The sequence below is a fragment of the Niastella sp. sgz303648 genome, from assembly GCF_059587045.1.
In genome coordinates this window covers 116,720-139,167 of the sequence record NZ_JCAPSW010000004.1, presented here as the reverse complement: position 1 = coordinate 139,167, position 22,448 = coordinate 116,720, and the positions used below count along the sequence as shown (strand labels likewise).

Sequence of the window (22,448 nt, the reverse complement as noted above, 5' to 3'; positions counted from 1 at the left end):
AAAGGCTGTTGGCTTAACAGCCTTTGTATATGCATTAGTTAAACAAATACCTGATACCGAATTGCATTTGCCAGCGTGAACCAATACCTGTGCTGTTAGTAAAGCTATTGGTACGTGGAGCCAGGCTGGAAGCATCTGAATAAGGGAATGAGAATAACGGTGTTTTATTATCTGCGGCCATACCTTCAAAAGTTAAAAGCTGGTATCCGGAAGAATTGCTTGTAAGCGTTGGTGTTTTAACAAGTCCCCAGTTTTTGTTGAGAAAGTTGCCGAAATTAATAATATCCAGGCTTAAACGCAATGTATGCTTATCATTGTCTCCCTTATTTTTAGTGTAGAAATAAACATCCTGCGTAATATTCAGGTCTAACTTCTTATAAAAAGGGAATACCCAACCATTAGCTTTCGCATATTCACCACGATGAGCATTCAGATAATTATCCTGTTTAATATAGTTGTCTAATTGCGTCCATATTTGTGCAGCTGTTCTGGGGTCTGCAGTAGTACCTGTAGTTGAACCTGTATGTGTTGAGTTGTTATATGAACCTGCCGCAATTAAATTGATTTCACTTGAATTTCTGGGAATATATATAAGGTCATTTGTATTGCCATCACCGTTCAGATCATTTGTATAAATATAAGAGCTGACGCCTGAAGGAGCTGCTTCAAAGATGGCGCCGATTGAAGTAGCAAAATACTTCGCATATTCAATTCTATACGACGCTACAGCAATTACACGATGTGGCTGGTAGTAAGAAGCATAGGCCAGGTTATCGGCATTAGGGTCCCTATTGCTAACAGCCCTTGCGCTCCATAAAGAAGAGGCCGTGCTTCCGCCTTCAGCTACATTTTTCGCCTGGCTGTAAGTATAGGCAATGCTGGTATATAAGTTTTTGAAGGTTTTTTCTACTCTCCCTGTTATTGTATAGGCATATCCTTTATGTGAATTGCTCATTAATATAGCAGTGCCAATAGAGGGATCTGCTAAGGTGTTTCCTGTAAAACTGGTTATAGACGGCTTATTGTAATAATATTTGTTGCTTGTATACTGTGCGTAGGTATTTGAAGTACTTGATGTAGAATTAAGATAGCCTGTAAAATACCGCTGTCTGTTATCCGATCCCAACATTTCAATAGCATTACTTTCATTTAGGTTAAGATTCGAATAGTATACTGAATTAATGTCTTTGGAAAAACTTCCTTCCACCGTTAATACCCAGTCACCCGCGAATTTTTTATCTACTGCTATATTAGTCTTAAATACGGTGGGATATTTAAAGTTATCATCAACCAATGCAACACTATAACTGGTATTAGCGCCACTGGTAGTTGGTTTATAGCCAAAAGGTACATTGCTGGTTTGCAGAGCTCCAAACTGAATACCATTGTTACTTGCCTGGTTGCTTATCCATACAAAGGGTGGTGGGCCTGAAAATATGCCGGCTCCGCCGCGCACCTGCATTGATTTATTGCCAAATACATCCCAATTGAAACCGAGGCGAGGAGATATGATTAATGCATTGCCTGGTGCTTTACCTATATTATAGGATTTTCCGTCTTTGAATTTTAAAGCATCAAAATTTGAGTTATCGGTAAACGCTTGTTTGTAGATAGTCAGATCTGTACGAATGCCCAGGGTTACGGTTAAATTTTTGCGAACACTCCATTTATCCTGTGCAAACACGCCCAATTCAGTAGAGCCGGCGTATGCCCATGGGAAAGCGCCGTCGGGTAGGGCTGAATACTGTAAATAGTAATTTGATGCATTGGCAGCACCATACAGCAAGCTATTTCTAAAGTCGTTCAAGCTTTTAAACTGATATACACCCATGTATCCGGGTGCAAACGCGTTCTGATATTTTCTGTAATAGTCCTGTGTACCAAACGTTAGTTCATGTGCCCCTTTATACAATTTAAAAATGTCGGTAAGCTGGTATACGTCTGTGTTTAATTTGTTGTTGTACGTATACATTTCATATCCGAATGAGGTAAAGATATTGCTTCCTCCATCCAGGATATCAACAAAAGGCATAGTGTCGGAAGGTGAATGTTGCGAACGGAAATCTCTTAAAGCAGTATATCCGATCTGTAATTTATTAGATGCTGAATTGCTGAAACGGGTATTTAACTCTGCAATAAAAATGTTGAAGTTGTTGTTGATGCCGTAACCTGAAGAATAAAAAGGCATGGCATTATTGTTTGATGAACCGGAACCGCTGGTGATAAGTGATGATCCGTTATTAGGCCGGCTGGTGCTTGGAAACTGGTCGGCATAGGATTTAAGGTAATTGTATTTAAAAGTCAATGTGTTGTTGCGGTTGATATTCCAATCAAGCTTTATGGTAAGTTTATCGCTTTTAGTTTGAAAGTTATAACCCTGATAAGCGCCGGGATCATAACCACCTAATTTGGGGCTTGATTTTAGTAATGAAATCAATGCTTCCAGAGAATCTTTATTCGCTTTTGATACACTGCCGGTTACAGCAGGGTTCAACGCATCTGATGCCGTAAAACTTGTAGCGGGCAATTCCTGCCGTACCTGTTCGCCGCTTATAAAAAAGAATACTTTGTTTTCTATGATCGGACCTCCGATAGTAAATCCGCGTAAATTATAGTTAATGGGCGTTTTCGCAACCGTTGCATTTTGAACCTTGTATCCCTGTGTTCCTGCTCCCTTTAAATAAGTGTATACAGACCCTTTGAATTTGTTAGTACCACTACGGGTTACAGAGTTAATACCGGCACCGGTAAATCCGCCCTGTGTAACATCATAGGGCGAAATGTTTACCTGTATTTGTTCAATGGCGTCGAGACTGATAGGCTGTGAACCGGTTTGACCTCCCAATACAGAAGATAAACCAAATGAGTTGTTGAAATTGGCGCCGTCGACCGTCATGTTATTATATTGGTTGCTGCGGCCACCTATATTTAAACCGTTGGCAGTTGGTTCTAATTTGGTGAAGTCCTGTAACGAACGGTTGATGGTGGGTAATCTTTCAATCTGTGCACGATTGATGATTTCCTGGCTTCCGTTACGGCCTGAGTTAAATACTTTATTTTGTCGCGATGCTGCAACGGTTATCTCTTTCAGTTCTTTTGTTTGCTCACTCAGCGAAAAATCGGCTTTAAACTCCTGTCCAAGTAAAAGAGTCACATTATCCTGCTGTGATTGTTTAAAGCCAACATAGGTTACTATAATTGTGTAGGGCCCCCCGATGCGGAGGTTGGGTAAGTTAAAACGGCCATCTTTACGGGAAGTGGTGGCATACTTTGTACCTGATGGGGTGTGAAGGGCTACTACTGTGGCGCCGGATAGCGGAGCACTTTTATCGTCTGTAATAGTACCCCGGATTTCGGAAGTTGTTTCCTGAGCATAACTCCTTATTCCAAGGCATAGTACGGACATCAGTAGGAAAAAAGTGAATCTTCTCATATTGACTTGTTTGGTTTTGTTTCGGGCGCAAAGGAACAAGGTTGTATAGCGTATTTATGAAATACGTCATTATCAAATGATTAATTATCATTTGATGTTCATGTAGCAATAAAAGAATACCGGTGTTAACTTTTGTTTTTCAGGCGTTAGCTGGCAACAATCGGGGAGGGTAACTCAAGGTCCTTCAGGTCAGACATAAGGATATTTTTTTTCAGGGCCAGCGACAAATATAATAGAATTTAACATTCAATTTAAGAAATGTTGATGCGAAAAAAGTACACAGGTTATTCACCAAAATGCGGGCTGATACTGGTTTTAATTGTATTTATAACAAAAAAAAGCCCCGCCGTGGCGGGACTTTTTTTTGTTATATTATTATTTTATTTAATTGAAGCTGTATCTCACGCCAATCTGGCCCTGCCATCTTGAACCAAAGTTTGTTGTCCAGGGATCCTGGCCAATGGTATAATTATATCCTTTTACAGGTGTAGTAACTACAGTTAATATTGAGTAAGCCTGATTGGTCACAAAGTACTGGCGGCCCCAGTCTTTATTCAACAGATTTGTAAGGTTGAAAACATCAAACGTAAGTTGCAACGTATGTTTTTTACCGCCGGCATTAACAGAAAAATCCTGCGCAAAACGGGCATCGATAACATGCTCCCAGGGGGTGCTTCTGCCATTTCTTTCGGTATACTGACCTCTTCTTTTTGATAAATATTTATCGTTGTTGATGAAATCTTCGAAAGCTGCAGACTGCTGGGCTGCTGTAACTAATGTACCATCTGATTTGGTATAGTCTACAAACTTGATCTGGCTGGGATCAGTTGGTACATATAACAGATCATTGCCAAAACGTCCGTCACTGTTCAGGTCGCCATTTACGAGATAGGTAAAGGGTTGTCCTGAGTTGCCTGAATAAAAGAATGAAAGTGAGGTTTTCAGGTTTTTGGCAAAACTATAATTGAACGACAGTATTGCAGTAATACGATGTCTGAGCTCGTAGTTAGATGTTGCCAGTGGTGGGTTATTCGGATCGCCTACAACCTGTACAAATTCCCAGTTGGAAAGCGCTGTTGAATTGGCGCCGCTGTTTACATCTTTTGCTCTGTTGTAGTTGTATGCTGCCTGGGCAAATATGTGCGGCCAGGCACGGCTTAAAGTGAGCGCAATATTGTACGCATATCCCTTACTGGTATTTGAAATTAAAAGGGCATTGGTGATGTTGGTGTTTTTCCTTCTTGCATTGGTGCTGGTTGCATAGGCAATTCTTTTATCGGCGCCCAGGTTGTAAGCAGGATCAACAACGCCTACGGGATCGGTTAAATTAACGTCTTTGTATAAAACGTTGTTAACGGTTTTTGAGTAAATACCTTCCAGGGTGGCATTGATTTCACCGGGAAGTTTTACATCAAATGCCAGATCGGCTCTTAATGTTTGCGGTAATTTGAATTTTTTATCGATAAGATCAGCTTCAAATGTATTACCTGCAGAACCTATGGTGCTCTGGGCATTTACATCGGGGTTAAAGCCGGCGCCATTGTTTACAGTATAAGGAGGGGCTGTAGGCGTTCCGTCGGTTTGGCTGGTTGTTTTCAGCAACAAACCGGTGTTGGCGAACTGGTTCGAAAGCCATACAAAAGGTACACGGCCGCTGAATATACCCACACCCCCACGAATGATCTTACTTTTATCGCCGGTTATGTCGTAATTAAACCCGGCACGGGGTGCAAATAAAACCTGGCCACTCGGCGTGTTGGATGTGTTGTACTTGCCTTTAAAGGTTGTATCAACCATTAAATTATAAGCAGGGTCGGTACCAATAATGGGAATATCAAAGCGAATACCTGCTGTTACCCTTAATTTGGAATTGATCTGGTATTCATCCTGTAAATAAAATCCAAGTTGTGCTGCGTTGAATTTGGCTGCAGGCCTTGCATCGGCCGCTTTATCTCCCGAATAGGTTACATCAAATGCACGGGGGAAGTTGCCATAAAAATCATTCAGGTTATTATAGCGCCAGCGGCCATTGTAGTTGTTGATGAACAGGTTCCTGAATTTGAAGAACTCATTATGCGTACCGATAGTAATGGTATGTTTACCTGTAAATAGTTTCACATTATCGGTTACTTCAAAAATGTCTTGGTCAAGTTCATTGGCTGCAGAGCTTCTTTCAGAACCTAACTGAATGGTACCGCTGCCTTTTGAAATTTCGATTGAAGGAAATAATGCGCCATAAACCGAACGGAAATCCCTGATACGGTGTAAACCAAGGATCAGGTTATTTGAAACCATATTGCTGAAGCGGCTTCTTAATTCAGCAACAGTAATATTTTGTTTGTTATTGAAACGATACGTGTTGTTGCCAAAACGAAATAAAGTAGTTGAGCGGGTACTATTATCATCAAACGCTTTAATATAGTTATGGCGAACGGTGAGATGATGCTTTGAATTAATGTTCCAGTCGATACGGCCAAATAATTTATCGCTTTGGGTTTGGGCTTCAAAAGCATTAAATGTTCCTACGTCGTAATTGTATTTTTGTTTTAATGTATCAGCCAGCCGTTGCGCTTCTGCAACTGTTAACACTGAATTTGAATCACCGGCATTATAAATAGTAGGTGCTGTTCTGCGTGCCAGTTCGCCACTTACAAAAAAGAACAATTTGTTTTTAATGATGGGGCCGCCAAAGCGCAAACCATATTGTTTATCGCTAAAATCGGCAGTTTTTATGCGTGTTACAGGGTCTTTGCCAACTGTATTTTCATTACGCAAAAAGTAATAAGCCGATCCTTCAAAATTGTTGGTACCTGAACGGGTTACTGCGTTAATACCGCCGCCGGTAAAATTGCCATAGGAAACATCATAGGGCGCCAGTACTACCTGTATTTCCTGAATAGCATCCAGTGAAATAGGAGTGGTTGAAGCCTGACCACCGGGCGTACCTGAACCAGATAAGCCAAATACATCATTGTTTACTGCACCATCAACGGTGATGTTATTAAACCGGTTACTGGCTCCTCCAAACGAATTACCATTTGCCTGGGGTACCAAACGGGTATAATCCTGAAGACTGCGGCTCAATGTTGGCAATGAAGCGATCTGCTCCCTGCCAATATTGGTAGACGCACCGGTTTTTTTGCGGCTTGTACCACCGCCGGCCGTAGCTGTTATAACTATATTTTCGAGTGTTTTTCCGGTGGTTGAAAGGCTGGCATCAATCCTGCCCGTTTCACCTAACCGGAGTGTAATATTCGATTCGGAAAAAGCGGTATACCCAACATATGTAATATCTAACGTATATGGGCCTCCTGGTATCATGTTTACAATGTTGTATCCACCGTCTTTTGTGGTGATTGTTGTGTAAACTGTTCCGGTAGGCGTATGAACAGCTTTAACAGTGGCTCCGTTTAAAAGCTCTCCGGTAGCAGATTTTACTATCCCACTCATACTACTGGTGGTTACCTGGGAATATCCCTTCAGCATCCCGGTGCATACGAGTAACAGGGTTAATAAATAGGTCGTGTAACTTCTCATATATGCATGTTTAATTTTTGATTGCAAAAATCATAGGTATGGGATGTAAACCGGCAAGAAGAATATTATCAAAAGATTAATTCACCTAATTGATAATGTTAGCGTTATGAAACACCTTATTAAACTTTTCATGTATGCCATAAGTCATGCTGAATCAACGCAGGTGTTGGATTACTGGTACTTCCCGGATATTTTTTTGAAAGCAAAGCACTACAGAATCATGCCATTAGGGTGATTATCTATTTGTTTCTGCGGCAAATGTAGTAGAAAATGGATTTTAAACACATAATCCCGTTAGAAAGCAGTTCACCAGTTATTCACGCCAACATATACACTAAATTTTAAATTTTACCCTGAAAACATAAGTGCTGATAATTGAATAAAATTATCAGGATGAGGTGTTTTGTATGTTGATGCTGCCCTGTTTGCTATACAGGCAACTGCCGGACTTAAAAGGCTGCATGAAGGGCTGGTCAACGGGCCAAAAAGGCTCGGTTACTGCATCCGCCTGAATGATTTATGAATCCTTTATAGTTATCCCACAGTTGACTCTTAGATAACCTATATATAACCCATTTCTTTAAAGAAGTAGCTTATCAGTGGGTTATCTCTGGCTTATCTCTGGGATATCCCTATGGCAACCCTTCCGCTGCCGCTAACGTACAGGTAATCGGCCAGGCCGGGCTACACCGGCCCACGGCCTGATTACTAACCGCATTTATGCTAACTTTGCCCAAATTTGTTAACATGCTGGATACTATAGAAAGTGCCATTGAAGACGTAAAAAAAGGCAAGCTGATTATTGTAGTGGATGATGAAGACCGTGAAAATGAAGGTGATTTTATCACGGCCGCCCGCAATGTTACCCCTGAGGTAGTGAACTTTATGAGTAAACACGGGCGCGGACTGATTTGCGCCCCTATTATAGACGAACGGTGCGAAGAACTGCAGCTCGACCTGATGGTAAATAATAATACCGCCCTGCACGAAACCGCCTTTACCGTTTCGGTCGACCTGCTGGGCCATGGCTGTACCACCGGTATTTCGGCACAGGACCGCTCTAAAACCATTCAGGCGCTGATTGACCCCACTACCAAACCTGAAGATCTGGGCCGCCCCGGCCATATTTTTCCCCTGCGGGCAAAAAAAGGAGGCGTTTTACGCCGAGCCGGCCATACTGAAGCTACTATCGACCTGGCCCGGCTGGCAGGTTTTGAAGCCGCCGGTGTTTTGGTTGAAATCATGAACGAAGATGGTTCTATGGCTCGTTTGCCCGAACTGCGCGAAATAGCCAAAAAGTTTGATCTGAAGCTGATTTCGATCAAAGACCTGATCGAATACAGGCTGAAAACCGATAGCCTGATAGAAGAAATTGTTCGGGTTGATATGCCTACCAAATACGGCAACTTTAAACTGGTGGCCTTTAACGAAAAAAATACTACGAACGAACACCTGGCCCTTATAAAAGGAGAGTTGCAAAAAGATGAACCGGTGCTGGTTCGGGTACACTCCTCATGCTTTACCGGCGATATACTGGGTTCAATGCGGTGCGACTGTGGCGAGCAGCTGCATGCTGCCATGCAACATGTTGAAAAAGAGGGTAAAGGCGTTATTTTATATATGAACCAGGAGGGCAGGGGCATTGGCCTGATGAATAAACTGAAAGCTTACAAACTGCAGGAAAGCGGGTTCGATACCGTTGAAGCCAACCTGCACCTTGGCTTTCCGATGGATAAACGCGATTACGGCATTGGAGCTCAGATTCTCCGTTATCTGGGCGTTACCAAATTGCGGTTGATGAGCAACAATCCTAAAAAACGCGCCGGCCTGCTGGGTTACGGACTCGAAGTGGTTGAAACCGTTCCCATAGAAGTAGTTCCCAATCCGCATAACGAAAAATACCTCACTACAAAAAGAGATAAGCTGGGGCATGAGATATTAAAGAAGTAGGCAGTAGGCAATGGGCAGTAGGCAGTAGATAGTAAGAAACAGGCAGTAGTGAAGAGGTGGGATTTATCTACTGTAAAATATAAATATATTGAGGCGTGTAATGGTTTTTTAATCATACACGCCTTATTTATTTATTCGAATCAGCTGAAGTATATTCTGAACGCTGAAGTGTGCGACGCAACGAAAGCTCATTAGTAATATATAGCAGGGTACATAAACTTTACTTCTTACACTTTACCAGGCATATCCATTGCCTATTGCCCATTGCCTGGTGCCTATTTACTAATAACTTCCTGTATCCGATTTCGAAGTATCATTTACCTGCGGAACTTTGGGTTTTTTCTTTCTGTCGGTTCTCCACAAATCGCTTAAGCGGTCGAAGTCGCGGCGATAGCTGATGCTGGCGCCGGAACGGTTTTGGCGGGCGCCGGTAGTACCAGTGAGATAGTTGTATGAATCGCGGTAAAAGAAGGTCAGCACCAGTTTTCCATCCTGGCGTATTTTCCAGTCGGCTGTAATATCGGGTAAGAACTGAAGGTTTTTGGTTGCCTGCACCTGTTGGGGTGATAAGCCAAAATCAACAGCGCTTCCAAAGCTAAACGTAAGCCGTTCGTTCATGAAGCTTTTACCGATATTAAAGTTCAGATTGGTACGATCGACCAATGAAGTTTTATTCACGTTGTCGACAAGGTTTGAACCGTTGTACAACTGCGCGTTGAAGTTGATCTTTATGCTTTTATCGTTAAATATCTTTTGGAAAATGCTTGAAAACTGACGACTCAGGGCGTTCGACAACACGCCTGAAATACTATTTACTACCACGCCGCTAATAATATTATTGCCTAAAGCACTCTGGTTGCTCGAAGACGATACTGGTCCGAAACTGTTAAATACGATCAGGAATGCCACCTGTTTATTCAATTCGTTCTGGTCGCGTTGGATCAACTGCAAAATGGCCAGTGCGTCGGGGTCGTCTTTTATCGAACTGTTTGGTGGCAACTCAATCTGGAACTGTATGTCGGGTTGCATCAGCTTTTTGCTTAACTGGGCAACAACAATTACACTACCACGGTATTTGCGAACCATTGAATTGGCATTGGTTACCGCATCGGTAGCCAGATCGCTGAAGCGAACATCATCTGCAACGTATTCTGCATCGATTTTAATCGTGGCATCGTATGGGTCGCCGCGCCATTGAATGTAATTACCCACACCTTCGCGTAATTTGAAGGGTTTGCGCAACAGCGACTGAAAGTTAAAGTTGTAATTACCGCGGTCGATATCGTACCGGCCGGTGATAGTAAAATCGCCTTCGGTGCTGGCCTGTATTTTCAAATTACCGTGCCCGTTAGCCTGAATGATATCACCCGTAAGTTCATCCAATATCACATACATGTTGGCATATTGGTTGGCAATAATATCGAGCGAAACGTTCAGCCTGCTTTCTTCGGCACTGCGCACGGCTTTCATTTCGTTACCATATTGTTTCCATACAATAAAACTGGCTTGTCCGCTTTCGCGGCCGGTTTGTGAGCGGATGTACAGTTTTGAGCTGTCGGCCGGTTCGCCGCGAACATCAAGCCGCATATTTTCGATCGGCCCTTTAAAGGTGGCGGTAGCCCTGGCAAACATGGTTCCGAAAAATGGATCCTTGCTGGTACTGGGCGTATTTAATACCAGCAGTTTACTGGTATTTAAGGCAAAATCAAAATACAGGTCATCGAAGGCCTGGTGCTTTAATATACCCTTGCTAATATGGCCGGTATTGCCAAACTCGTCTTTAAATGCAAAGGAGCCGAAATCTATGGAGCCGTCTTTGAAATCAAAAACAGCAGATGGAATTTTATACAATACATTGGTGTAAATAACCCGTAATTGGGCATCGTGCAATTGCATGCGCCCGAGGTATTTTAAATTGTCTGTTGGGCCAACGATGCGCAAATCGCCGGTGGCATATCCATCAAGATCGGTGAACACATCGCTCAGGTACTTTTGCAACACGTTTATTTTGGTGTTCCTGAAATTGCCTGCAATGTCTAACGGACTGGTATTAGCGGTATCGGCCAGGTTGTATAAACCTTTCAGGTTAAAATTGTATTGATCGTTGTCGGAAACGGTTTCAAAATTTATCTTTTTGGTTTGCTGGCTGTAATTGCCTTTAAGTTCCAGTTTACCAATGGAGTCGTTGTCGAGCCTGAACATATCGGCTTCCCCGTTCAGGTCAACCTGTAGTTTGCCAAAGGGATCAATGATATTTACGGTACCCGACAGCAAACCCTCAAGCCGGTTGCTGGTAACCGCAAACGGAGCGAAGTCGCCGATATTTACTTTTTTCAATTCTATTTTAATATCGTTGGCGCTTCCAAAATCGGGAGCAGGTTCGGTTGTTACCATAATTTCCTGCTGGCCATTATAAATTTTTACGCCTTCGGCCGAAACGAGTTCCTTACTTAAAACCAGTTCACCGTTTTTATCGATCGTCCAGTTTTTACCATTCAGGTCAAAATTCGATTCATTGAACAGAATGCGCACACCGGTAGGCATGGTTTGCACGCGTGCTGCAAGGTCGGCCGAGTTAAGGGTTTGATTGGCCGCTGTTTTTAGCTGAACCAGCGACATATCATTGGCCGAACGTACTTTCACCTCGGTACCGGGAAAATGCAAACTGTCGTTGATGTACACATCGGCAATGGAACTGGTCATCGACAGTGTGTCGAGGTTGCCGGTACCTTTCAGGGTTACGTTATAAAAGAACGTGTTTTTATAACTGAACTGGGGTACTTCAACATTCAGGTCGAGCAGGTTTTCTTTACTGTTTATGCGGCCTGTAACGGTGCTGTAGTTAAAACCGCTGAGGTTTTTGTCGATAAAGCCCATGTATTCATCCACTTTTTTGGTGGTGAAAACAAAACTGAAGTTTTCGTTTTTTTGAACCGGATGATCTGCCGGTTTAATGTAACTGGGATAATACTTATTCAAAAATGTTCTGAAGGCAGCGGGCAGATCCCTGATCGAAAACTCACCTACAAGAGCCCCATCGAACTCATTGCTCACCACCGTAATTACTTTGTTATTGCCCATAGCCTTCGATTCAATGCTCAGCGAATCGAATGAAATGGGTTTGCCGTTCTTTAAAACAGATGCTTCGTAAATATGGGCTGTACCCAAAAAGTTGTCGATGCTGTTACCGGTGAAGTTCATCCTGAACTTACCTTTTACATCGATGCTGTCTTCTGATACTTTAATATTTTTCAGATCGGCTTTGGTAACCTCGGCATCGAACTTAAAGTTGGGCACCTGTTTGCTGAAATCAACCAATCCGTTCAGGTGCATGGTTAAATTGGGGTCGTTGCTTACCAGTTCACCATTGAACAGTCGTTTGGCAATAGTTCCCTTAACCACTATGTTCTGGTAGGTATAGTCGTTTATATCGAGCGAGCGGATGTTGCCATCGAGTTTTGCATTGAGGGTACTGGCTTTAAGTCCATGACCATTTACCGATCCGGTGAAATTTATCTTCCCAACCTGCGGCACATCAACAAATTCGCCGAGTGCAAATGAACGTGTTTCCAAGCCACCGGTATATACGGTAGGTCCATTGTCGGGGAATTTCATGTTCACGTCGCTCACTACCACGCCCAGTTTTGTTTCGAGGGTACCGTAGGTAACAAAGTCTTTTATGAATCCGGTGAAGTTGCCTCTGAAGCGCAGGTATTCCAGTTTATCGAGGCGGGGTTGCTGAATTTCCTTTAAGTAAGGAATAATGGCAATCGCATCGCGATAGGTAGTTCTGAAATCATTGGCCTCGAAGTCGATATAGGTTTTATCGATATTTGTAAGGCTTTTAAGGCTTACATTCCCGTTCAGGTAGGTGTCTTTACCGGCCTGAATAACCAGTTTGCGGGCCACCAGATTTTCGAGTGTTCCTTTTGCTTTGCCGGTAATCCGTATTTGTTTTTTCCAGCTTTGCAGCTCGGGCGCAAAGTAGGCAATGTCGTCGCTGTTCAGATCGGCATTGGTAAAATCGCCTTCCATACGCACTTTGGTTTCAAAGTCGCTCATATCGTCGAAGGTGGCATAGCGCATGGCGAAGTAATTCTGTAAATGGCTGCGATTGGTTTGAATGTCGAGCCGGTGAAACTCCATGGCCTCGGGATGCCATACCATAAGGGCATTCAGTTTTTTAACCAGGAGGCCGCTGCGTTCTTTGGTCGACAGGTGAACACCGGCAGTTATGGTATCCTGTTTAAAGGTTACCTGGTTAAAAACTCCGTTGATATTGGTGAACAGAATATGATTGCCGTCGAAATACGGGTAAGGTTGCCTGTCGGTTTGAACGTCGTTGCTGAAGGTGCCTTTGTTCAGGGTCATGCGGTTCATCACAATGTCCCAGTTGCCGGCATTCCAGCGAAGATGTTTGGGATCGTTAACAATGGCGGTGGTATCGTCTTTAGGCCGCAACGAATCGGGGCGGTTGCCGGTATAGTTATAAATTGAAAAGAAAGGCTTTTCGATATCGATACTTTTGATATGGGCCAGTTTTTTCTTCAGGTTGATCTCTTCGGCATTCACATCGAGCGAACCAAGCTGAAGCAACATATTTTCACCGCGCCATCCATCTTTTTGCATCAGTTTTACATTCCGAAATTCAACCGTATTGAGGTCAAGGTCGATATCGTCCTGCTTTTTAACTTCTTTTTTTTGAGGGCTGCTGAAATAATCAACCAGAAAGTGATAGTTCCAGGTGCTGTCGCTGCGTTTCAGATGAATAACGGCATCATTCAGGCCAATGTAGCTTAAAACGATCCGGTCTTTCAAAAAGAACCAGTCGGTAAGGTTTACTTTTACGGTACCCGCATATAGCAGGGTATCGTTATGCTGGTCGTTAACGAGGGTTCCTTCGAGCAGCATTTTGTTAAATAAGGCAAAATCAACATGTTTAATGCGAACGGTGGCGTGGAGATTTTTAGACAATTTGCCTGTAACCTGATTTACAAGCCAGTTTTGGACAAACGTAGTTTGAATAGCCAACCACGCCATTATGATCAGGCCGATCAGTATCAGCAGAACGGTCCGGGATATTTTCCAAAACTTTCTCAGGGTTGGAGCGTATTAGGTGTAAATGTAATAAAACCAACGTGTTTATTGCGCAAAATCAATACCAATGACTTGCTTTCGATCAACTTTTCAGAGGCTTTAACACAGTGAAAAGTTTGGGTGATTTTTGCGTTGCTATAATACATACTGATAACGGTTTGCGAAGGTTGGTTATTTTACTGGTTTTTAACGTATAATTTATGTAAATGGTTGAGTGGATATAAGACACCGGAAAACGGAGAATCATGCGTGATGTGGGTAAAAATACCGGTATGAGAAATGATTGAAATGCAATACCAGGGTAACTGGGGAGTATGAAAGCTTCGTAAAAGCCGTTGGGAAATTACGATCTGGTTTCATTTTAATTTTTTCATAGAATTGTTCGAAAGCAGGGACTTCATTTGAGAAATAGCAATTTCATTCAGTTTCTGCAATCTTTCAGGTTGCGAAAGCTCCTGTCGAACCAGCACGGCATTAATGCTTTCGAGGTTGGTGAGCACCACTAATTGTTCAAGGGAAGCCTCATCGCGTATATTGCCTGCCTTTCCCGGATTATCCTTACGCCACTCAGCGGCGGTTTTGCCAAACAAGGCAACATTTAGCAGGTCGGCTTCGCTGGCATAAATGGTACCTGTTTGCTGGCGGGTAATTTGAGGGGGTATTAACGTTTCTTTAATGGCATCGGTATGAATGCGGTAGTTGATTTTGGCCAGTGTGCGTTGCAGGCTCCATTCAAGGTGATGGGTTTGGCTTTCCTCGTCTTTTAACCGTTGAAACTCCTTGATCAGGTATAACTTAAACTCGGCGCTGAGCCAGCTGCCGAATTCAAAGGCGATGTCTTTGTGGGCGTAGGTGCCTCCGCCATACCGCCCGGCTTTGGAAACGATGCCAATGGCCTGGGTGGCGTCGATCCATTTGCGTGGCGTAAGGTTAAAGTTGTTCAGGCCGGCCTGCATTTTAAAGGTAACGTATTCGTTACCTTTAAAATTATCGTTATGAAGCTGTTCCCATATCCCCAGAAATTCAACTGTATTCCGGTTGCGCATCCAGCTATAAATCAGGTTTTCATCCCCGAACGCTTTTATCATATCCGTTAACGAAATATAGTCCTGCTGGTTTATTTCAATAATTGTAACAGGAGTTTCTTTCACTACAATTACTTTACTGCTACTCATATTTAGTATATTTTATATTTGAAATATACAACAAATATGAATATGCGCTGATTGATAATGGTCAAGTTCTCTTAACCGTTAAAATCTTTTCGCCGGGTCCTTTATATCTGAACTCTTGTTATACGCTTCCGATTTTCCTTTTTCAATCGATAAACTTTTCCAGTTCGTGTCTTTAATTATTTTTCCGATATAAAGAATCTGTCCAACATGATAGGGGTAATGCGCCAGTTGCCGGTTAATGGCATCAATAACCGATAGCGGTTCCTGCCTTATGTAAATTGTTTTTGACAGATCGTCGCCGGTTAGTGAACTGAGGCTGTTCAAAAAGCACGACCATCCTTTTTCCCACATGTCGATCAATTGTTGTTTGGAGTAATTATGCACTTCAAATTCTTCATCACGATTGCGCCAGTCTTTTTCTCCGTCTTCTGTTAAAAAGTTCGTCCACCGGCTACACATATTACCACTCAAATGTTGAATGATGAGGGCAATGCTGTTAGATGCTTCGCCCGGTTTAAAATGAAAATCGGCATCGGTTAACTGGTCGAATGTTTGTTCGCCCAGCTGTTTATAATACCGCAGCCGTTTAATAGCTGTTTGCAGGTATTCGGTAGCAAATGAAGCTGACATTTTTTTATTATAAAGTTAGTAGTTTGTGGTTTATTGTTTGTGGTTTGTAGTTGGCGGTTCGAAAAAGCGAAAACAATAAGCAACCTCTGACATGCTGCTCATTGCCCAAAACCCACTGCCATTTTTTAACAATAGTATACCAAAACTTAGAACTCAGAACCCTGCAGCTGCATCATCGCCCCGGTGATCTCCAACAGCTTCGATGTTGCCATTGGCATCAATTCGAATTACTTCGGTACGGCCAATGGAACCTCGCTGGGTAACTTTATAACCCATTTGCTGCAACTGTTGCCGTACTGCCTGCGGAAAATTCGGCTCAACCATAATTTCATCAGGTAACCATTGATGATGGAATTTCGGTTTGTTTACCGCGTCATCAATGCTCATGTTAAATTCAAGAATATTAACAAGTGTTTGAAATACCGAGGTGGTGATGGTGGTGCCGCCCGGAGTGCCAACCACCAGATACGGTTTATTGTTTTTTAAAACGATGGTGGGGGTCATGGAGCTCAGCATGCGTTTGCCGGGTGCAATGGCATTGGCATCGGCGCCAACGGCGCCATACAGATTGGGCACGCCCGGTTTAATGCTGAAATCGTCCATTTCATTATTCAATAAAAAGCCGGCGCCGCCTGCTATGGTTTTACTGCCATAACCTCCGTTTAGGGTAGTGGTCACTGATACAGCATTACCATTTTTATCATACACACTGAAGTGAGTAGTTTCTTCGCTTTCGGGAATAATGCCTGCCCCGGTTGTCTGGCTGCTGCCTGCTGTTTGCGCATTGTAGTCTTTCATTCTTTCGGCAGCATAGGCTTTACTGGTTAGCATTTTTACAGGCACTTTATAAAAATCTGCATCGCCCAGGTATTTGGCCCGGTCGGCATAAGCCCGGCGTTCGATTTCGGTCATCAGCTGCACCGCCTGTGCAGACTGAAACCCATATTCTTTAATGGGTTTGTCTTCGAGCATGTGCAGCATTTGCGGCAACAATATGCCGCCGCTGCTGGGCAATGGCATGGTAATTAATGTATATCCTTTGTAATCGAAAACAACTGGTTGCCGTTCTTTAGCTTCATAATTTTTCAGGTCGTCGTAACCGATAATGCCATTGCCGCGTTTCATTTCTTCAACGATCAGCCGGGCCGTTTCGCCTTCATAAAACCCTTTTTGTCCGTTATCACGAATACGCTTTAAGGTATTGGCCAGATCTTTTTGCACCAGGGTATCGCCGGCTTTCCAGCCACCGGATTTTACAAAAACCGGGGTAACCGTATTGTATTTGATAAAGGCACCTTTTGTATCATTCAGATTTTTTGCTTCAGATTCGGTAATTACAAATCCTTTTTCGGCGAGGTCGATGGCCGGCTGTATTAATTTTTTAAATGGAAGGGTGGCGTATTTCATGCAATCGAAAATGCCGGCAATTGTTCCCGGAACCCCGGCTGCCAGATGACCATTTTGACTTAGCGAGGTTTGTGCATTACCCTGTTTATCGAGGTACATATCGCGATTCGCATTGCCGGGTGCTTTTTCGCGTGAATCGATGGCGATATTCGATCCGTTGGTTAAATGAATGATGGTGAATCCGCCACCACCGATATTTCCGGCTGCCGGATAAACTACCGCCAGTGCCAGTTGGGTGGCGATGGCCGCGTCTATGGCGTTACCGCCCTGTTTCATAATAGCAATGCCGGTTTCGCTGGCGAGTGGATGGGCCGAAACTACAGCTCCGTTTGAACCGGTTACTTTTTTTTGTATAGTGTATTCATATGGGTTAACCGGTACCGAAATGGTTGAACGGGTAGTGGAACAGGCACAAAATAGTATTGCCACGGGAATGACATATAAAAATGATCGGGTCATAGTATAATGAATGAGTTGATGCTAAAATTAACGAACCAAAATTAGCTGTCGCTTTTTTTTATAATCCGGTTAAAAGTTTTAATTTTAAAACTGAGTAACAAAAACTAATTCGGGTTCCCAAAGTACATGAGCTTATGAGTAAACGCATTACATTACAGCGTGTAACAACCTCCTTTTCTTATTCCATATTGTACTTTTTGCGTTTTTTTGCATCCTCTGTAACATATATAAGGTTTAATAATATAACCAGCCTACAAATTCAGGCAGGCTCACTTCAATATGTTGTGCCTGATCGACAGGGCCAGTGTTTATAACGGCCATTTCAAATCAACTGATAATTTCCATTTAATACAAAAACATAGTAGTCACATGAGAAAATAAAAGGCATTCCGTTTCGGCGGAGTGCTTTTTTGTTTGGTTAAGGGTTGATTATTAGGTTGATTTGTACTGATTATTTTATTCAAAAAGTTTCATCGGCTGATCAACTGTAATACCTCCACGAAAATTTAAATATTCCGAAAAGAAGGCCGGACGCTTATGCAGGACATATTTCCCGGCTCAGTTCAGGGCGGTAAATGGTTTTTTCGTTTTTGCCCGATTTAGTTATTTTCACAGAACATATTTGAATTATGAAAAAAATTCCTGCAGGCGTAGCGTTGTTGTTAATCACCAGTATGGCTTTGGCACAGGTTAAATCTCCCGAACAGTTTCTGGGATATAAGTTAGGTAGCAGGTATACGCCCCACTATAATATTGTGAATTATTGTAAGCAGGTAGCAGAGACTGTGCCCAATATGGTAAAGCTTGAGCAGTATGGCAATACCAATGAAGGCCGCCCTTTGTTGCTGTTATATGTAACGTCGCCCGAAAATTTGTCGAGGCTCGAGGCCATCAGGCAAAATAACCTGCGACTGGCGGGCATGACCCGCGATAAAATGGCGCCCGACGAAAAAGGCCCTGCAATTATTTGGCTGAGCTACAATGTGCACGGCAATGAAACATCTTCTTCCGAAGCTGCTATGCTAACCCTGTACGAACTGGTTAATCCATCGAATACAAAAACAAAAGAGTGGCTGCAGCATACCGTTGTAATTATCGATCCGTGTATCAATCCCGATGGGCGCGACAGATACGTGAACTGGTTTAACTCGGTGGTAGGACAGCAGGCCAACCCGCAACCATATACCCGCGAACATTCGGAGCCCTGGCCTGGCGGAAGACCAAACCATTATTATTTCGACCTTAACCGCGACTGGGCCTGGCAAACGCAGGTTGAAACCCGCCAACGCATTGTGAAATACAATGAATGGCTGCCACAGGTACACGTTGATTACCACGAACAAAATTATAATAACCCCTATTATTTTGCACCTGCTGCCGAACCTTACCATGAGGTGATTACCGGCTGGCAACGGGAATTTCAAACCACCATCGGAAAAAACAATGCAAAGTATTTTGATGAAAATGGCTGGTTGTTTTTTACAAAAGAACGATTCGATTTGTTTTATCCAAGCTATGGCGATACTTATCCCTTATATAAAGGCGCTATTGGAATGACCTTTGAACAGGGAGGTCATAGCCGTAGCGGCACTGCTGTTATTAACCAGGATGGCGATACGCTTACCTTGTGGGACCGCCTGTATCATCACTTTACAACCGGCATGTCGACCATAGAAATTTCTTCACAAAATGCCGGCAGGCTGGTGCAGGAATTTAAAAAGTATTATGATAAAGCACGCACAGCGCCCCCCGGTGAATTTAAAGCCTATGTAATAAAGGCCGATGAAGGAAATAAGATAGGGCGTTTGACCGAATTGCTTAACCGGAATAATATTGAATGGTACAATGCAGGTGGCGCAAGCTATAACGGCATCAATTATTTTACCGGAAAAATGGCAACCGTAAAAACCGATAACCGCGATATTATTATCAATGCCAATCAACCCAATGCCAATTTACTGACCGTTCTTTTCGAAAGAAATTCGCACCTCAGCGATTCGGTTACCTACGATATCACTGCCTGGTCGATTCCGTTTGCATACGGATTAACCACTTACGGATTGAACAACTATGTTACCGGTTTAACGAAAACACAAAATCAACCTGCAGCTGGTTTGAATGGTGAAAATAAAGTGGCCTGGCTGGTTCGCTGGAACGGATTGAACAGTGTTCAGTTTTTAAGCGAGATCATGAAGCATAAGGTAAAAGTGCGGTATGCCGAACAACCATTCAAAGCCGGTAACGAAGATTACGACAAAGGAACACTCATCATTACCCGCACCAGCAATCAATCGCTCGGTAATACACTGGGCAATATAATTGTGGCTGCTGCTCAAAAAGCCGGCATAACAGTTACCTCAGTTTCTTCAACGTTCGTTGACAAAGGATTTGATTTTGGTTCAGAAAAAGTGCATGGCATGCAGGCGCCCAAAGTTGGACTGCTGGCCGGTGAGGGCGTTTCTTCTTTGGGAATGGGAGAGGTTTGGCATTTTTTTGAAGTACAGATTGGTTATCCGGTAAACATTATATGGTCGAACGATCTTACTAAAAATATACTGAAGGAGCTGGATGTATTAATTATGCCCGATGGCAATTATCGATTTTTATCTGATAGGGTAATGAATGAAGCGCTGAAAGACTGGGTAAGCAGTGGTGGCAGACTAATAGCTATCGAAGGCGCCGTTGCGCAGCTGGCTGCTGCCGATTGGGGTATTAAAGTCAAAAAATCTGATGACGAAAAAAGCGACAAGCAGGAAGATAAAAAAGAAGATTATAGTGCACTGCGCCGGTACGAGAACCGCGAACGCGATTTTATTCCGGGCTTTAACCCCGGTTCCATTTATAAAGTTGAATTGGATAACTCGCATCCCCTGGCATTTGGCTATGATGGTGCCTATTACACCCTGAAGCAGGACAATACCATTTACGAGTTTTTTAAAGAAGGTGGCTGGAACGTAGGCATAGTTAAAAAAGATAACCAGGTAGCCGGCTTTGTTGGTTCAAAACTGAAAGATAAACTCAAAGACGGATTATTATTCGGTGTTCAGGACATAGGTCGCGGTAATGTAATTTTCCTGGCCGATGATCCTTTATTCCGCAGCTTCTGGGAAAACGGCAAACTGCTGTTCAGTAACGCTGTATTTATGGTAGGACAGTAGAAATAACGAATATTGAATAATTAATTTCGAATGTCGAAGGGAAAACCACTTCGATATACATCATTCGATATTTAATATTCGATATTGTATGAGGTGTTAAAATTTACAAGCGGATTGGCGCACTTGCATGCATTGTGTTACTTTGCCCCGGTATTTATGTAAGCGTTGTTACCTGTATGAGAATTTTACCGGTCATAGTAAGCATATTAACAATCCAATCAGCTTTGGCCCAGCCATTGTTGCAGAAAAGGACCGATTCGGTAACCCGCCTTATTCAGCAATATTATAATCAAAAAGATATTTCTTCTTTATACAGCCTCGCCGGTAATAAGTTTAAAGCAACTATTGATCAGCAAAAGTTTACCCAGGTTGCACAGGGATTGTACCAGCAGGCGGGCAATTTCGGTTCCTGGCAGTTTGAATCGGTTAATAATAAGATATCCAAATACAAAGCAAACTTCGGTAATGTAATGCTGACCCTGCGGGTAAGTCTTGATAGTAGCAACAAACTGGAAACTTTTTTATTGCAACCGTACGAGCCCGATATGCCACCCAGGGCCGGCGGCGTTTCTTTTTATAACCCGCTGCATTCGACGCTCGATAAAAAAGTTGATTCGCTCGTTGCCCCTTTTATGAAAAAAGGCAATACCATCGGCCTTGCCCTTGGTGTGCTCGAAAACGGTCAAACGCATGTTTACGGCTATGGTGAAACGGCAAAAGATAACCAGTTAATCCCCGATGAAAATACATTATTCGAGATCGGTAGTATTACAAAAACATTTACTTCAACCATACTGGCATATTTTGTAAACGAGGGGAAAATAGGATTAAACGATGCGGTAAATAAATACCTGCCCGATTCGGTGGTGAACTTGCAGTACAATGGCAAACCTTTGACCATTCAATCGCTGGCCAATCACTCATCGGGTTTGCCCCGCATACCTGACAACCTGTTAAGTAATGCTGATCCTTCGAACCCGTATAAAAAATATGACGATGATCGCCTGTTTTCTTTTCTCGCCCATTTTAAACCATACCGCGAACCGGGCGCCCAATATGAATATTCAAACCTGGCTGTAGGTTTATTAGGTGTAATATTGGAAAGAATTTCAGGTAAGCCCTATGAACAACTGGTACAGGAAATTATTTGTGAGCCGCTGCAAATGAAAAATACCCGGGTTAATCTTTCCGGCAGCGATACATCGAAATTTGCCATTGGCTATAATGTACAATTGCTACCTGTTCATTCATGGGAGTTCATGTCTTTGGCCGGTTGCGGCGCCATCAGGTCGTGCATTAATGATATGTTGCTGTACGCCAAAGCACAGGTAAATAAACAAAATACAAAGCTTCAACAGGCTATTCAATTAACGCATCAGCTTACATTTGAATATGGTCAAAATAAGGTTGGTCTTGGCTGGCACTTGTTTAACCTCGGCGGAAAAAATTATCTTGCGCACGACGGTCAAACAGGCGGGTATTGCAGCTCAATGATTTTTAATCCTGAATCGGGTAAAGCTGTAGTGGTGTTAACAAATGCCTCTGTAAGTCCGGGCAAATTTTCGGTTGAATTAATAAAGTGGTTAGATCAAAACTAAATGA

The 22,448-nt window shown here is 42.9% G+C and carries 9 protein-coding genes; 3 read left to right on the top strand and 6 right to left on the bottom strand.

Annotation, left to right across the window (positions count from 1 at the left end):
* Window positions 1-34: 34 nt before the first annotated feature.
* Both AC59IL_RS13240 and AC59IL_RS13235 read right to left on the bottom strand, forming a co-directional pair.
* Entirely contained in the window at window positions 35-3,433 is a 3,399-nt protein-coding gene (locus tag AC59IL_RS13240) for a TonB-dependent receptor (RefSeq protein WP_496552619.1), read from the bottom strand.
* A gap of 384 nt (window positions 3,434-3,817) precedes the next feature.
* Entirely contained in the window at window positions 3,818-6,970 is a 3,153-nt protein-coding gene (locus AC59IL_RS13235) for a TonB-dependent receptor (protein WP_496552618.1), read from the bottom strand.
* A gap of 747 nt (window positions 6,971-7,717) precedes the next feature.
* Between AC59IL_RS13235 and AC59IL_RS13230 the strand changes: the two genes are divergently transcribed.
* A complete protein-coding gene (locus AC59IL_RS13230) occupies window positions 7,718-8,920 on the top strand; it encodes a bifunctional 3,4-dihydroxy-2-butanone-4-phosphate synthase/GTP cyclohydrolase II (RefSeq protein WP_496552617.1) in 1,203 nt (400 codons plus the stop codon).
* A gap of 282 nt (window positions 8,921-9,202) precedes the next feature.
* On the opposite strand, the gene AC59IL_RS13225 is transcribed toward AC59IL_RS13230, so the two are convergent.
* The 4 genes from AC59IL_RS13225 to ggt form a co-directional block, all read right to left on the bottom strand.
* A complete protein-coding gene (locus tag AC59IL_RS13225) occupies window positions 9,203-13,894 on the bottom strand; it encodes a translocation/assembly module TamB domain-containing protein (protein WP_496552616.1) in 4,692 nt (1,563 codons plus the stop codon).
* Window positions 13,895-14,373: 479 nt separating this feature from the next.
* Entirely contained in the window at window positions 14,374-15,192 is an 819-nt protein-coding gene (locus tag AC59IL_RS13220) for a KilA-N domain-containing protein (RefSeq protein ID WP_496552615.1), read from the bottom strand.
* Window positions 15,193-15,270: 78 nt separating this feature from the next.
* On the bottom strand, window positions 15,271-15,822 hold the full coding sequence (locus AC59IL_RS13215; RefSeq protein WP_496552614.1) for a DUF1572 family protein: 552 nt from the start codon (window positions 15,820-15,822) through the stop codon (window positions 15,271-15,273).
* A gap of 153 nt (window positions 15,823-15,975) precedes the next feature.
* Window positions 15,976-17,688, bottom strand: coding sequence for a gamma-glutamyltransferase (gene ggt / locus AC59IL_RS13210; RefSeq protein WP_496552613.1), 1,713 nt, complete (start codon window positions 17,686-17,688; stop codon window positions 15,976-15,978).
* A 629-nt stretch (window positions 17,689-18,317) separates the two neighbouring features.
* Between ggt and AC59IL_RS13205 the strand changes: the two genes are divergently transcribed.
* On the top strand, window positions 18,318-20,846 hold the full coding sequence (locus AC59IL_RS13205) for a M14 metallopeptidase family protein (protein WP_496552612.1): 2,529 nt from the start codon (window positions 18,318-18,320) through the stop codon (window positions 20,844-20,846).
* Between the two features lie 224 nt (window positions 20,847-21,070).
* The gene (locus AC59IL_RS13200; protein ID WP_496552611.1) at window positions 21,071-22,444 is read left to right on the top strand and encodes a serine hydrolase; all 1,374 of its coding nucleotides are present in this window, start codon (window positions 21,071-21,073) and stop codon (window positions 22,442-22,444) included.
* The last annotated feature ends 4 nt before the right edge of the window (window positions 22,445-22,448 follow it).

What these genes read in the sequence shown, in the direction of transcription:
- AC59IL_RS13240 (WP_496552619.1), bottom strand. Translation starts at nt 3,433, where the DNA reads ATGAGAAGATTCACTTTTTTCCTACTGATGTCCGTACTATGCCTTGGA.
- AC59IL_RS13235 (WP_496552618.1), bottom strand. Translation starts at nt 6,970, where the DNA reads ATGAGAAGTTACACGACCTATTTATTAACCCTGTTACTCGTATGCACC.
- AC59IL_RS13230 (WP_496552617.1), top strand. Translation starts at nt 7,718, where the DNA reads ATGCTGGATACTATAGAAAGTGCCATTGAAGACGTAAAAAAAGGCAAG.
- AC59IL_RS13220 (WP_496552615.1), bottom strand. Translation starts at nt 15,192, where the DNA reads ATGAGTAGCAGTAAAGTAATTGTAGTGAAAGAAACTCCTGTTACAATT.
- AC59IL_RS13215 (WP_496552614.1), bottom strand. Translation starts at nt 15,822, where the DNA reads ATGTCAGCTTCATTTGCTACCGAATACCTGCAAACAGCTATTAAACGG.
- ggt (WP_496552613.1), bottom strand. Translation starts at nt 17,688, where the DNA reads ATGACCCGATCATTTTTATATGTCATTCCCGTGGCAATACTATTTTGT.
- AC59IL_RS13205 (WP_496552612.1), top strand. Translation starts at nt 18,318, where the DNA reads ATGAAAAAAATTCCTGCAGGCGTAGCGTTGTTGTTAATCACCAGTATG.